The organism is Achromobacter sp. (genome assembly GCF_050285585.1).
In the GTDB taxonomy this organism is placed as follows: Bacteria; Pseudomonadota; Gammaproteobacteria; order Burkholderiales; family Burkholderiaceae_B; genus Achromobacter.
The window spans coordinates 1-14,164 of sequence record NZ_JBLZXF010000033.1; the positions used below are offsets into that span (position 1 = coordinate 1).

Genomic DNA, 14,164 nt, shown 5'->3' on the forward strand with positions numbered 1-14,164 from the left:
AAACGCCAACGACGAGCGTTTCGCTCTCGCCGCTTAAGCGGTGAGCCGCTGCACTGATCTGTCCTTGGGTCAGGCGGAGGAAGGCAACTTCCTAGGGGGGCAACCCTCGAACCGCAGCAGCGACATTCACAAGGAATCGGTTTGAACTGGGGTCACACGGTTCAAATTTAAATTACGTGAATCGCTCTGGTCCGGCCTGTCGGTTGGCTAAGTCCAGGGTTAAAACCAAATAAATCGACTACGCATGTAGAACTGGTTGCGGAGGGCTTGCGGACGGGGGTTCAATTCCCCCCGGCTCCACCAAATTAGCAAGTCTCGACAGGCAGCAATGCCCATCGACGCAAAAAAGCCGCCTGGCATCACGCCCGGCGGCTTTTTCTTTTGCCCACAGTATCAAACCGCGAGCGACGCGCAATCCATCACGAAGCGGTACTTCACATCGCCCTTTAGCATGCGCTCATAGGCCTCGTTGATCTGGTCGGCGCGGATCATTTCGATGTCCGCGACGATGCCGTGTTCGGCGCAGAAATCCAGCATTTCCTGCGTTTCGGGAATGCCTCCGATCATCGAGCCCGCCAGGCTGCGGCGCTTCATGATCAGGTTGAACACGTCTGGCGGCGCGTGCGGAGTCGCGGGCGCGCCCACCAGCGTCATCGTGCCGTCGCGCTTGAGCAGCGCGAAGAACGGGTTCAGGTCGTGCGGCGCGGCCACGGTGTTCAGGATGAAATCCAGGCTTTGCGCGTGGGCTGCCATCTGGCCCTCATCGCGCGAAACGACGACCTCGTCCGCGCCCAGCGCCCGGGCGGCGTCGCGCTTGGATTCCGACGTAGTGAACGCCACCACATGCGCGCCCATGGCGTGCGCCAGCTTGATGCCCATATGCCCCAGGCCGCCGATGCCGACCACGCCCACCTTGTGGCCGGGCCCGACGTTCCAATGCCTGAGCGGCGAATACGTGGTGATGCCGGCGCACAGCAACGGGGCCGCCGCGGCGAGTTGCGACTCGGGGTGACGGATGCGCAATACATAGCGTTCGTGCACCACGATCTGCTGGGCATACCCGCCCAGCGTATGGCCGGGCGCATCGGCCGTGGGGCCGTTGTACGTGCCGACCATGTGGTCGCAGTAGTTCTCCAGCCCCGCGTCGCAATCGGCGCAATGCTGGCAGCTGTCGACGATGCAGCCCACGCCTACCAGGCCGCCCGCCTGGTAGCGCGATACATGCGCGCCCACCGCCGTGACGCGGCCCACGATCTCGTGGCCCGGCACGCAGGGATAGAGCGTGCCCGCCCACTCCGCGCGCACCTGGTGCAGGTCGGAGTGGCACACGCCACAGTAGGCGATCTCGATCTGCACATCGTGCGCGCCCGGCGCGCGGCGCGTGATGTCCAGCGATTCCAGCGGCTTGTCGGCGGCATGGGCGCCGTAGGCTTTGATGGTCATGAAGATTCTCCGGAAAACAGATAGACGGAACAGGATGGCCGGCCTGGCGACGTCAGGCTTCCCCCGCTTCCGAGCGCGAGGTCAGGAAAACCAGGGCCGCCGCGGCCAGCAGCATCGCCGCGCTGGCCGCGAAAGCGCCCTGGTGGCCGTAGCGGTCGAACAGCAGCCCGCCCGCCGTGGAGCCCAGCGCGATGGACAGCTGGATCATCGCCACCATCAGCCCGCCGCCGGCCTCTGCCTCGTGCGGGAACGTGCGAGGCACCCAGGCCCACCAGCCCACGGGCGCGGCGGTGGAGACCAGCCCCCAGAAGCCCAGCAAGGCGACGACGATGGCCGTGCGCCCGCCAAACGCGATCAAGGCCACGGCGATGGCGGCCATCAGCAAGGGAATCGCGATCAGCGTGGCGTAGAAGCCGCGCTTGAGCACCGCGCCAATCAGCATGGTGCCGGCAAAGCCCGTCACGCCGATCACCAGAAGCACCAGTGTAATGGCCGGGACATCCATCCGCGTCGCCGTTTCGAGAAAGGGCCGCACATAGGTAAACAGCGTGAATTGGCCCATGAAGAAAACGCCTACCCCCAGCAAGCCCAGCGCGACCGCCCTGTTGCGAAACAACCGGAATACGTTGCCCGAGGCGGCGCCGCGCTCCGTGGTGGGCATGGACGGCAGGCTGACCCACTGCCAGACGAAGGCGACGAACGCCACGGGAACCAGGCAGAAGAAGGCGCCGCGCCAGCCGATGACGGAGCCCAGATAGGCGCCCAGCGGGGCCGCAACCACGGTGGCCAGCGCGTTCCCTGCGTTGAAGACGGCCAAGGCGCGCGGCACCTGGGCGGCCGGCACCAGGCGCATGGCCGTTGCGGCCGACATGGACCAGAAGCCTCCCACCACCACGCCGATCAGCGCGCGGCCGAACATATAGGTGAAATAACCGGGCGCCAAGGCGATGGTCGCGCCCGACAGGGCCATCATCGCGGTCAGGCCCAGCAACAGCGTTTTGCGGTTCAAGCGACCCGCCAGCGCCGAGACGAACAAGCTCGTGACCACGGCGAACGCGCCGGAAATGGCGATGCCCCGCCCCGCCATCCCTTCGGTGACGTGCAGCTCCGCCGCCATCGGCGAAAGCAGGCTCACCGGCATGAACTCGGAAGCGATCAGCGCGAAGACGCAAAGCGTCATCGCAAAAACGCCGCTCCAATGCGCGGCTTTCTGTCCGGCAGGCTGCTGGGCGCCGGCGCCGGCATCAATTGCGCTGGTGTTCATGGAATATCACGCCGCCCTTGCCAGGTTCTTCCGGAAGAACGCCGTCAGCCGGTCCCATGGAATCAGGTCCACCCGGTCGTACAGGTCGACGTGGCCCGCGCCGGGAACCCAGACAAGTTCCTTGGGTTGCGCGGCGCGCTGGTATGCGTCCTGGCTGAACTCCCGGGAGTGGGCCTGATCCCCGCTGATGAACAGCAGCGGACGCGGCGATATCGTCTCGATGTCGTTGAAGGGATAGAAGTTCATGAACTTGACGTTGCTCGCCAGCGTCGGATGCGTGGTCGTCCGCGGCGAAGCCCCGGCGGGCGTGAATTCGCCGCGCGGCGTGCGGTAGAACTCGTAGAACTCGCGTTCGATCGGACTGGACCGCGCGGTCAGCTCATGCACCGTGCCGCTGGTGTATGCGAGCGGCCCTCCGGCGAACTCCCGGTCTCGCTGCCGCGCCGCCTCGACGACGATGGCTTTCCGCTGTTCCAGCGTCAGCGACTTATTCAATGCGTCGCGGTTGGCGGCGCCCATGTCATACATGCTGACGGTGGCGACGGCCTTCATTCGCGGATCGATCTTGGCCGCGCTGATGGCGAAGCTGCCGCTGCCGCAGATGCCGATGGCGCCGATGCGCTCCCGGTCCACCGAGGCTTGCGCGCCCAGGAAATCAAGCGCCGCGCTGAACGCTTCGGCATACATATCGGGCGAAACGCGGTTGCGCGGCCCTTCGCTTTCCCCCCAGCATGGCAGGTCGATCGAGAGGGTGACGAAGCCGCGTTCGGCCATCTTGGTCGCATACAGATTCGCGCTCTGCTCTTTGACCGCGCCCATCGGGTGGCCGACGACGAGGGCCGGGCTTCCGGCATTGGCCTCCAGCGCTTTCGGCATATAAAGATTGCCCGCCACTTCCATCTCGTACTGATTCCTGAAACGCACTTTCTGCACGCCGACCCGATCGCTCGTGTAGAAGTTGTCGGCATCGGCGGGCTGGCGCGGCACCGCCTCCCGGGTTTGCTGCGTGGGAGAGGCCAGCGCGGCGCCGGCGGCCGACAGCGCGCCCAGCGCGGCCACGCCGGCGCCGACCGTGCTCAGAAACTCACGCCGCCTGGCGTTTTGCGGGATGGACATGGTTTGGACTCCTTGCGTTCCTGTGCTGCGTTCAGGGCTGGGCGCGTTCGATCCGCAGCCGATACGGGCCGCTTCGCGCCAGGATGGCCAGGCCCTCATCTACCTTGCCCAGCGGCAGCAGGCCTCGCGAATAGGCGCGAGGCTCGATGAAGAGCGCGAGGTTGCCCCAAGGGGCGTAATGGGTCAGCTCGCCGGCCGCGGGCGCCATGCCCTCGGGCGCGCCCTGCGTGGATAATCTGCGGGGCAGCTCGGACACGCGTTCAATCGTGGCGTAGTCGTCCATGGTCAGCGTAAGCGGCAACAGCGCAGCAAAATCGCGCGCCGTGGGGTTGTCGTACAGCGTGGCCGAGGCGACCCCGCCACCGACGATCAGGCGTATCTTCATGGTGGAATCCTCGGCGGATGGACTTGAGGGCTGGGCCACGGCATGGCCCGGCGAACAGGCGGCCAGCCCCAGGGATGAGCAGGCCAACAGCGCCAGCCATCCGTTTCGGCACAGGCTTCCAGGGAGAGCGTTGAAGCTTTTCATGGACGATATTCTTGCGGACGCCGGGGATGCCTGACTAGCTAATAAATACTTAATAGCCTTATAAGCTAGACTAATTAATCGCCACGACACTCCGGAAAAAATGGCCCGCCGCAACCTCAACGACCTTCTCTACTTCGTCACGGTGGCCCGTGAAGGCAGCTTCACGCGCGCGGCATCACTGCTCAACGTGACCCAATCGGCCCTCAGCCAGGCCATCAGCGGCCTGGAAACGCAGCTGCAGATCCGGCTGCTCACTCGGACCACGCGCAGTGTCTCGCCAACGGCGGCGGGAGAAAGGCTGTTGAACGCCATAGGGAATCGCTTCGACGAAATCGAGGCGGAACTGGACGAGCTGACCGAGCTGCGCGACAAGCCCGCGGGCACGGTCCGCATCACCTGCGGCGACTATGTGCTGCACAACATCCTGCTGCCCAAGCTCACGCCCTTGATGCGCGGGTACCCGGACATCAAGCTGGAATTCGACGTGAACTACGGCTTTCGCGACATCGTCGCGGATCGCTACGACGCCGGCGTGCGGATGGGGAAGACGATCGACAAGGACATGATCGCCATCCCCATCGGGCCGCCCCTGCGGCTGGCGGTGGTGGGGTCGCCCGAATACTTCAAGGCCCGTCCTTTTCCCAAGGTGCCGCAGGACCTCGTGGAGCATCCCTGCATCAATCAGCGCATGCAGAGTTCGGGCGGGCTGTACGTCTGGGACTTCGAGCGGCGCGGGCGCCAGGTCAACGTGCGCGTGGACGGCCCGCTGATCTTCAATACCACTCAGCCGCAGATAGACGCAGCCTTGGCGGGCCTGGGCCTGGCGCTGCTGCCCGACGACGAGCTGGCGCCCTACCTCGCGGACGGCCGCCTGCTGCGCGTGCTGGAAGACTGGTGCCCCAGGTTCGAGGGCTACCACCTTTACTATCCCAGCAGGCGGCAGCCCTCGCCCGCGTTCTCGCTCGTCGTCAATGCCTTGCGCCTGCCGGCCCGGGCCGCCCCTGCTCCGTGAGTCAGTACTTGAAACTCAGCCGCGCCCAGAACGTGCGGCCCGGTTCGTTGACGGCCGTATTGGCGGCGTAGCCGAAGCCGGCATTCCCCGCCAGATTCAGGTGCTCGCTGTAGGTCTTGTTGAACAGATTGTCCACGCCCATAGACACCTGCACCTGCCTGTTGACCGCGTAGCCGCCGTTGATGGAGAAGACACCGAAGCCCGCGCTGGGGCCGAAGTCCTTGCCGACGACATTGCCCTCGTTCAACGCATAGCGCTTCTGCGCGGCGACGATGCGCCACAGGGCGCCGGCCGACCAGGTGCCGTCGTCGTAGGCGGCGCTGAGCTTGGCCTCCAGCGGCGGCATCTGCGGCAAGGCCCTGCCGTCGCTGCGGTTCTGCCCCCAGGCGTAGGCCAGCGTGGCCCCCAGCTTCCAGCGGGGCGCGATCTTGTAGGACGCCCCGAACTCGCCGCCCGCGATCCTCGCATTGACGTTGGTCGCCTGGGACGACGCCCCCATCATGCCGCCCGAGGTGTAGTTGAACAGGATGTAGTCGTCGATGTAGCCGGCGTAGCCCGAGAGCCAGGCGTCCAGCGTTTCAGTCTTGTACTGCGCGCCGACATCGAGTTGCGTCGTCTTCTCGGGCTTCACGCCCTTGAAGGCATTGACGGAGCCGGTCGGCCCCCGATCCGGGGAAAATAGCTCCCAGTAATCGGGAAAGCGCTCCACGTGACCGATACCGACGTAGACCGTGGCGGGAACGCTCTCCAGGTCATGCTCGTATCGCAGGAAGCCGCTGGGCAGCGTATCGTTGCGGCGTTCGCCGGCCGTCGGGTTGGGCATGGGCCTCATCATCCCGCCATCGTCCTGGCGGAAGTCCTTCGCGGATGCCCAATCCACGCGCGCGCCGCCGATGACGCGGCTGTCTTGCGCCGCGCGCCAGGTCAGTTCGCCGAACAATCCGGTATTGGAAAAATCCGCGTCCTTCACCCAGGGCTGGCTGCGATAAGAGACCGCGCCCATGCCGCTGCGGGACCGGTGGCGGCTCTGCTGGAAGTCCAGGCCGGCCGCGAGGTCTACGGCCGTCGATAGATTCCAAGTGCTGGCGAAGCGCCCGCCCCAGGTGGCGCGGTCGACATCGGAAGCCATCGCCATGGGCATCGCGCTCATCGGATTCGGCGCGCGCAGGGTGTAGTTATCCATCACGTGGTCGGCGTAGTTGTAGTACAGCTGCGCTTCGACCTTGTTCAAGACGGCGCCGATGTTGCGCTTCTCGAACCGCAGGCCGAAGCTCTCGCGCTTGAACTGCGATCCGTCCATGCCGCGTCCGGCATAGCGCGCCTCGCCGTCGCCGGTGCCCGCCGTCAATTCGTAAACGGTATCGGCATCCGGGGTGAAGCCCAGCGTGACGTCGGCGTTCCACTTATCCCAGCGCGATGGCACCTCGTTGCCGTCGCCGTCCTCGTAGTCTTGCGAATGGGAGTGATTGGCCGTGACGCGCGCGTACACTTTTTCGTTGCCTATGGTGAGGTCCGCGGCCTGGTCGTTGCGGCCGAAGGAGCCGCCGAGCAGGCTGCCGTCGAAGCGGACGCCCCCTTCGGTGAATCTCGGCGTATCGCGATCGAATTTGATCGTGCCGGCCGACGCGCCAGGCCCCCACAACACCGTCTGCGGCCCCTTGATGACCGTGAGCTGGTCGAAGTTCTCGGGGGAAATGTAGGAGCTGGGCGCGTCCATGCGGGCGGGGCACGCCCCCGGCATGGAGGTGCCATTGGTCAGCAGGTTCAGGCGCGAGCCGAACATGCCGCGCAGTACCGGGTCGCCATTGGTTCCGCCGTTGCGGATCGAGGAGAATCCGGGGATGGTCTTGAGGTAGTCGGTGCCGTCGCTGGCCGGCAAGGGCTGGCGCGGAATCTTCGGATCCGTCGTGAAGGTCAGCGGCGCGCTGGGCGCCACGCCCGTGATCACGACCGGATCCATCGTGGCGACGCCGTGGTCGCCGGCCGCCTGCGGCCAGGCGGGAAAGGAAACGGCCAACGCGGCCGCAACGCAGGTCATCCGCAGGAATTCATCTTTCTGGTGCATATCGGGATTCTTTGGAAAGGTCCTAGACGAGCGCCCGCCGCCGACCGAGGCGCCCGCAGGACGCTGGCGCTGTGTGGATGGTCGACGGGGGCCCGGAATCGCGAAATCGGTCTGCGCCGCGCCAGCGGCCCCGTAGCCGCCCCAGGCAAGGACGAAAGCGGGCTACTGGAGCGTGGCGATCCGCGCGCGGCCGCTGGCCGCGCACGCTGCGCACCGATAACGGTTGGAGAAGGTCAGGCCACCAAGGGCGGCGCGCGCGATTGCTGCGGCAGTCGGGCCAGCGCGCTGGAGAATGGGATCTCGATGTTCGGCCGCGGCACGACGGGCGCCGCCGCGGGCAGGAGCCAGGCAAGAATGAAGAGCTCGGGGAGCGTGGCGCCGCCGAGCATCGCGCAGCCCGCGGTGCAACAATGCGGCAAGGCGCCGCTATGCTGCTCCATGTCTTGCGCGGGCCCCTGGATATCGAGGGTAACGACGCGCGGCCCGCTGGCCGTGCAGATGATGGTGGTGGCGCCCGCCTTGCCCGGAGCGAGTCCGGAAGACGCCAACGCGGAGGATGCGATCAAGGCCTGGAAAACGAACAGAAGCGCCGCGGCTAGCGCGACACATCGTCTACTGGCGTTGGCTCCCGTGTACATTTGTATCCTTTGATCGGCGCAGATGGTATCACGCGAAAGCGGGCCAGACTTCCCGCGGGCCGCCGCCGCGGGGACGAATTGGGCGTGGCCATGATCTTCGACAATAGTCGGCCGCGCCAAGACGATAGCCGCAACCCTGCCATAGGCCTATGGCGGTCCTTGTTTTCTGTTTCGGAGGCCATCTTGCTCCGTTCGTTCGAACGTCTTCTCAACCCCTTCCCGCCCGACGAGGCGCCGCCCCCGCCCAAGGGCCTGGCTTCTTTCCTGTGGGCCTGCACGCGCGGGGCGCGCCGCTATATCGCCGCCCTCGCCTTGCTCAGCGCCTGCGTGTCCGTCTACGAAGCCTGGCTGTTCTCCTTTCTTGGGCAGATCGTGGATCTGCTAACCGCCTGGCGCGCCGGCCAGGACGCCGCCGGGCATGAGCGCAGCGTGCTGTGGGGCATCGGCATCGTGCTGATGGCAAGCATCGTCCTGGTTGCGCTGCGCACCATGGTGCAGCACCAGGTGCTGGCCATCAACCTTCCGTTGCGGCTGCGCTGGGATTTCCATCGCCTGATGCTGAAGCAGAGCCTGTCCTTTTTTTCCGATGAATTCGCCGGACGCGTCACCACCAAGGTCATGCAGACGGCGCTCGCCGTGCGCGAAGTCCTGCTCACCTTCGTGGAGATCGTGCTCGGCATCGGCGTGTACTTCGTCACCATCATCGCACTCGCGGGCGGCTTCGATCCGCGGCTGATGCTGCCCTTCATCGCCTGGATCGTGCTGTTCGGGCTCGCCATGCTGTACTTCGTTCCGCGCCTGGGGAAAGTCGGACAGGAACAGGCCCATGCCCGCTCCTCCATGACCGGGCGCGTCACCGATGCCTATACCAACATCACCACGGTCAAGCTGTTCTCGCACACCAAGCGCGAGGCCCACTTCGCCCGCGCGGCGATGGAGGATTTCAAGGAGACGGGGTTTCGCCAGATGCGCCTGGTGAGCCAGTTCGAGATCGTCAACCAGGCGCTGGTGGTCGCGCTCATCCTGGCCGCGGGCGGGTATGCGTTGTGGCTCTGGGAGGCGGGCGAAGTCGGCACCGGCGCCGTGGCCGCGGTCACGGCGATGGCGTTGCGGATCAATGGCATGTCCCACTGGATCATGTGGCAGATGGCCTCGCTGTTCGAGAACATCGGCACGGTGCAGGACGGCATCGCCACCCTGACGCGCGCGGCCAAGGTCCAGGACGCGCCGGGAGCGCCCGCGCTGGAGGTCACCCACGGCAAGGTCGAGTTCAGCAACGTCCATTTCAACTACAACGGCGAACGCCAGGTGCTCGACGGCCTGGACCTCACGGTCCGCCCCGGCGAGAAAATCGGCCTGGTGGGCCGCTCCGGGGCAGGAAAATCCACGCTGATCAATTTGCTGCTGCGCTTCTATGACCTGGACGACGGCCAGATCCGCATCGACGGACAGGACATCGCCCATGTCACGCAGGACAGTCTGCGCGGCGCGATCGGCATGGTCACCCAGGACACCTCCCTGCTCCACCGTTCGATCCGCGACAACATCGCCTACGGCCGCCCCGATGCCACCGACGAGGAGATCCGCAAGGCCGCCACGCACGCCCAGGCGGACGGTTTCATCCGCGAACTGAGCGACCCGCAGGGCCACACCGGCTACGACACCCTGGTGGGCGAGCGCGGCGTCAAGCTGTCGGGCGGGCAACGCCAGCGCATCGCCATCGCGCGCGTCATGCTCAAGAACGCCCCGATCCTGCTGCTGGACGAGGCCACCAGCGCGCTCGACTCGGAAGTGGAGGTGGCCATCCAGGAAAGCCTGGACGAGATGATGGAAGACAAGACCGTGATCGCGATCGCGCATCGCCTCTCGACCATCGCCGCCATGGATCGGCTCATCGTCATGGATCAAGGACGCATCGTGGAACAAGGCACCCATGCCGAACTGCTGGCGAAGAACGGCATCTATGCGCGGCTGTGGCGGCACCAGAGCGGCGGCTTCCTCGGCGAAGAAAAGGACGAGGCGCTCGACGCGCTGCGGTGAGTTGCGCGCCCGGCCGCGCGCGCCAGCGCTCGGCCGCGACGGAGCCTACGTCAGGGCGTGACGATGTTGAACCAGAACTCGAAATTGTCGAGCGCGGCGAACATGTCCGTGATCTGCTGCTGATCCCCCGTCACCTGCACGTCCCCCTTGGCGATGGCGTCCTTGAGCGTCATTTCCTTGAGCATCATGCGGTTGAGGGTATCGCGGCTGAGCGTCATGCTGGCCGTCGGCTCCCTGGACTGCTTGCCTTCCGTGTGGTTGAGCACGCTGTTCACCATCTCCAGCATGTACTTCTGCTTGGTATCGGTGAAGTCCAGATTGAGCACGACGTGCTTGCCCGCCGCCTTTTCGCGGTTCAGGCGCACCGCGAAATAATCGAACAGCATGTCGAGCGTCATCGCGCGCACCGTGTCCGGGCTGGCCGTATCCGGAACGGGCAGCTTCTGCACGCCTTCGCGCAGTTCCTTGGCGCCGGTCAGGTAGAAATTGCGCCACGGCCCGCTTTCAGCCTGGTATCCCATCTGCTCCAGCGCGTCGGCCTGCAGATTCTTGGCCTCCTGGTTGTTGGGATCGGCGAAGACCGCGTAGTTCACGACTTCGGCCACCCAGCGGTAATCGCCCTTCTTGTAGTATTCGCGGGCCTTCTTCAGGATGGCCGGTATGCCGCCCATCATGTCCACGTAGCGTTTGGAAGCCTCCTGGATGGGCAGCGTGTGCAGCGTGGCAGGGTTGCCGTTGAACCAGCCGAGATAGAGCACGTAGGTCGCGCGCACATCATGATTGACCGAGCCGTAGTAGCCCCGGTTGGAGAATTTGGTGGCGATGGCTTCGGGCAGCTTGACCTGTTCGGCGATCTCTTCCTTGTTGTAGCCCATGTTGGCCAGGCGCAAGGTTTCGTCGTTGATGTAGCGGTACATGTCGCGTTGCATGCCCAGTTGCTCCTGGACTTCCTTCTTGCCCCACACGGGCCAATGGTGCATGGCGTACATCACCTCGACGTCGTCGCCCCACAGGGCCAGCGCCTCGTTCAGGTACTTCGACCACGCCAGCGGATCGCGGATCTTGGCGCCGCGCAATGAGTAGGTGTTGTGCAGCGTATGGGTAGAGTCCTCGGCCGTGTTCAGCGCCTTCTTTTCCTTGATGTAGTACAGCATCTCGGCGGGCGCCTCGCTGCCCGGCGCATACAGGAACTCGTACGTGAGCCCGTCGATAGTGCGTTGTTCGCCCGTCTTCTCGATGATGTCGGTGGGCGGTATGAGCGTGACCGTGCCGGCGGAAGTCGTCGTGCCCAGGCCCGCGCCGACTTGTCCCGTGGCGCTAGGCGGCAGCAGGTTGCCGTACATATAGCTGGCGCGGCGGCTCATCGCGGTGCCGGCCATGACGTTCTCGGCCACGGCGTGCTCGAGAAAGCCCAGCGGCGCGTAGATCTTGACCTTGCCTGCCTTGACGTCCGCCTCGTCCACCACGCCGCGCACGCCGCCGTAATGGTCTACGTGGCTGTGCGTATAGATCACCGCCACCACGGGTTTCTTGGGTCGGTGCTGATAGTAGAGGTCCAGGGCGGCCTTGGCCGTTTCCGTGGAAATGAGGGGGTCCATGATCGTCAGGCCTTCCTTGCCCTCGACGATCGTCATGTTGGACAGGTCGTAGTTGCGCACCTGGTAGATGCCGTCGGTGACCTGGAAAAGCCCGGAGATATTCAGCAATTGGGATTGCCGCCACAGGCTGGGATTGACGGTGTCGGGGGCCGGCGCGCCTTCCTTGATGAAATCGTATTTGGCCGGGTCCCACACCAGATTGCCCTGCGCTCCCTTGATCATGCCCGCGGGCAAGGGGGCGATGAAGCCCTTGTGCGCCAGCTCGAAGGAGGTCTTGTCGGAGAACGGCAGCGCCTTCAGCAATGCCGCGTTGGCGTCCTTGGTCGCGGTCTCGGCGGGTTTGGGCTGCTCGGCCGCCCACGCGCCAGCTGCCAGCGATACCGCGAGTGCCGTCAGCGCCGCCCGCGCCAGACGGGGCCTCGACGCCCTGACGCTGCGGAGCCGGCCGGCCTGGAATTCGGGGGGAACGTACGCACTGCGGGGGAGCTTCATCATGACTTGGTCTCCAGACGGTGGGTATGGATGAGCGGCGGCGAAGTGCCGCCCAGTCAGGCAATGAGGTCACGCGAATGCAGAAAGGCTGTGCGCCCGGCCAGGGCGCGAGACGCCCGGCGATGCATAAATCCTACACAAGTTTTCGATGGAATCAATCATGGATGCTACAAATGCAACTGTGCCCAGGCACCGCCCCGGTCCATTGCGCCTGCGTGGAATCCGCGCTGGCGGCCCGGGGCCAAGGCGCCCTCAATCCTTCGATGCAAGTCCAATGCGGGAGCACCGATGACCGGACAGCCAGGCGGGACATCCAGCGGCAGAGGCAAGATTGGCCTGCTTGCCGTGCTGACCGCGCTTGCGGTGCTCAGCGTCTCCGTGGGCTTCGTCAACGCCCTGTACTCCGGCTACCAGGTGCAGAAGGCGCAGGTCATCGCGAACTCGTTGGCGTCCAACCGCGCCTACGCCGAAAAACTCGCCGAGGTCGTGAATGTCTACGTCGGCGCGGTGCATCGGCAACTGCGCGCGGGCGCGCAGCGCCTGGCATCGCAACCGGGCAATGCGCGGGCGCTGCAGGACGAATTGCATCGTCTGGCCAGCCAGGCGGACGCCGTGGACTCCGTCTGGCTCGCCGATGGCGCGGGCGGCATCACCGCAAGCACCGCGGCGGCCGCTACGCCGGACGGCGGCATCCGGCGCCTTGCCGACCTGGGCGTGCGCGAGCTGCGCGCGGGCGAATGGGTGACGCGACGCCCCGGCGATGCGGGCCCCGCCCTCGTGCTGGTCGAGCCGGTGGCGCGCGGGCCCGGCGGCTCCCCGGGCTTTCTGGCCATGCTGGTCGCGCTGGACGACGGCAGCGGCATGGACCGCGTGATCAGCGGCCAGGCGCCCGCCGACGCTGCCTCCGTGTTCCTGGTCAGCAACACCGGCGACGTGCTGTATCGCCGGCACGAAGCGCACACGGCGCTCGTGCTGACCAATCTTGCGCCGATTCGGCACGCAGGCGCGGCGTCCCTGGAGGACGCGGAGGGCAACACCATACTCACCGGCTACGCGCCGCTGGAAAAGGGCAACTGGGCGATCGTCACCCAGCGGACGCTGGACCAGGTGCTCTCACCGGTTCGCGCCCTGCTGGCGGAATCGCTGCGCTTCTCGATACCGGCCTTCGTGTTCACGCTGGCGCTGGTCTGCGCCCTGGCCTACGCGATCGCCCGGCCCCTGTCGCGGCTCACCCGCGCCATGGCGGCCGGCCGGGATGGCGGCCAGGATCTGAACCGGCTCAATGCCTGGTACACGGAGGCCGACACGCTGCGCGAGGCGGTCAGGGCCACATTGGCGCAGCACCGGCGCGAAGTGGGACGCCTGAACCGCCAGACGCTGACGGACCCGATGACCGGATTGATGAACCGCCGGGCCTTGGATGAAGCGCTCGCGGAGTATGCCGACAAGCAGACGCCTTTCGCGGTCATCGCCCTGGACCTGGACCATTTCAAGCGCATCAACGACACCTATGGCCATGGCGTCGGCGACGACGTGCTGATCGCGCTGGCGCATGCGCTGCGGGGCGGGCTGCGCGGGCAGGACCGGCCCTTCCGAGTGGGCGGTGAAGAATTCATCGCCTTGCTGCCTACCGATTCGGCCGAGCTCGCCGCGGAAGTCTCCGAGCGCCTGAGAACGGCCGTCGCCGGGCAGGAAATGCCCGAGGGCGTGGGCCGGGTCACGGTGTCGATCGGCGTGGCCTTGTGGCCCGCGGATGGCGCCACGAGCGCAGCGGTGATCCAGCGCGCCGACGAGGCGCTGTACGCGTCCAAGCAGACCGGACGCGACCGGGTCACCTTGTGGCGCTCGCTTGCGGGCGCGCCGCCCGTTCCTTAAGGCGGGGTCCTATGGCCGTCGCCCTCTGTTGCAAGCGGGCGACAGCGCGTCCGGCGCGACAAAGTAACGACTGGTTGCCTTACCACCGGGCT

The 14,164-nt window shown here is 65.9% G+C and carries 10 protein-coding genes and 1 other RNA gene; 4 read left to right on the forward strand and 7 right to left on the reverse strand.

Features of this window, described 5'->3' with window-relative positions; genetic code table 11:
• Positions 1 to 303, forward strand: a transfer-messenger RNA (tmRNA) gene (ssrA, locus tag ACN6PJ_RS26235); the annotation flags it as partial.
• A 90-nt stretch (positions 304 to 393) separates the two neighbouring features.
• Here ssrA and ACN6PJ_RS26240 read toward each other — a convergent pair.
• The 4 genes from ACN6PJ_RS26240 to ACN6PJ_RS26255 are packed head-to-tail and all read right to left on the reverse strand — an operon-like array spanning position 394 to position 4,352.
• Positions 394 to 1,443, reverse strand: coding sequence for an NAD(P)-dependent alcohol dehydrogenase (locus ACN6PJ_RS26240; RefSeq protein WP_427998715.1), 1,050 nt, complete (start codon positions 1,441 to 1,443; stop codon positions 394 to 396).
• Positions 1,444 to 1,495: 52 nt separating this feature from the next.
• Positions 1,496 to 2,707 carry an MFS transporter gene (locus ACN6PJ_RS26245; RefSeq protein ID WP_427998716.1) on the reverse strand — a complete coding sequence of 404 codons (1,212 nt, stop codon included), beginning with the start codon at positions 2,705 to 2,707 and terminating at the stop codon, positions 1,496 to 1,498.
• 6 nt (positions 2,708 to 2,713) lie between these two features.
• Positions 2,714 to 3,823 (reverse strand): alpha/beta hydrolase, encoded by a 1,110-nt coding sequence (locus tag ACN6PJ_RS26250; RefSeq protein ID WP_427998717.1) that lies wholly within the window; start codon positions 3,821 to 3,823, stop codon positions 2,714 to 2,716.
• A 31-nt stretch (positions 3,824 to 3,854) separates the two neighbouring features.
• The gene (locus tag ACN6PJ_RS26255; RefSeq protein ID WP_427998718.1) at positions 3,855 to 4,352 is read right to left on the reverse strand and encodes a cyclophilin-like fold protein; all 498 of its coding nucleotides are present in this window, start codon (positions 4,350 to 4,352) and stop codon (positions 3,855 to 3,857) included.
• Between the two features lie 100 nt (positions 4,353 to 4,452).
• On the opposite strand from ACN6PJ_RS26255, the gene ACN6PJ_RS26260 reads away from it, so the two are divergent.
• The gene (locus tag ACN6PJ_RS26260; RefSeq protein ID WP_427998719.1) at positions 4,453 to 5,364 is read left to right on the forward strand and encodes a LysR family transcriptional regulator; all 912 of its coding nucleotides are present in this window, start codon (positions 4,453 to 4,455) and stop codon (positions 5,362 to 5,364) included.
• A gap of 1 nt (position 5,365) precedes the next feature.
• Here the strand turns inward: ACN6PJ_RS26260 and ACN6PJ_RS26265 are convergent, their stop codons facing one another.
• Together ACN6PJ_RS26265 and ACN6PJ_RS26270 are read right to left on the reverse strand one after the other, a co-directional pair.
• Positions 5,366 to 7,429, reverse strand: coding sequence for a TonB-dependent copper receptor (locus ACN6PJ_RS26265; RefSeq protein WP_427998720.1), 2,064 nt, complete (start codon positions 7,427 to 7,429; stop codon positions 5,366 to 5,368).
• A gap of 233 nt (positions 7,430 to 7,662) precedes the next feature.
• Positions 7,663 to 8,067 carry a DUF2946 family protein gene (locus ACN6PJ_RS26270; protein WP_427998721.1) on the reverse strand — a complete coding sequence of 135 codons (405 nt, stop codon included), beginning with the start codon at positions 8,065 to 8,067 and terminating at the stop codon, positions 7,663 to 7,665.
• Between the two features lie 183 nt (positions 8,068 to 8,250).
• Here ACN6PJ_RS26270 and ACN6PJ_RS26275 point away from each other — a divergent pair, with 183 nt between their 5' ends.
• Complete coding sequence (locus ACN6PJ_RS26275; RefSeq protein WP_427998722.1) at positions 8,251 to 10,107, forward strand: ABC transporter ATP-binding protein; 1,857 nt, start codon at positions 8,251 to 8,253, stop codon at positions 10,105 to 10,107.
• Positions 10,108 to 10,157: 50 nt separating this feature from the next.
• On the opposite strand, the gene ACN6PJ_RS26280 is transcribed toward ACN6PJ_RS26275, so the two are convergent.
• Positions 10,158 to 12,197 carry an alkyl/aryl-sulfatase gene (locus tag ACN6PJ_RS26280; protein ID WP_427998746.1) on the reverse strand — a complete coding sequence of 680 codons (2,040 nt, stop codon included), beginning with the start codon at positions 12,195 to 12,197 and terminating at the stop codon, positions 10,158 to 10,160.
• A gap of 288 nt (positions 12,198 to 12,485) precedes the next feature.
• Between ACN6PJ_RS26280 and ACN6PJ_RS26285 the strand changes: the two genes are divergently transcribed.
• The gene (locus ACN6PJ_RS26285; protein WP_427998723.1) at positions 12,486 to 14,072 is read left to right on the forward strand and encodes a diguanylate cyclase; all 1,587 of its coding nucleotides are present in this window, start codon (positions 12,486 to 12,488) and stop codon (positions 14,070 to 14,072) included.
• The last annotated feature ends 92 nt before the right edge of the window (positions 14,073 to 14,164 follow it).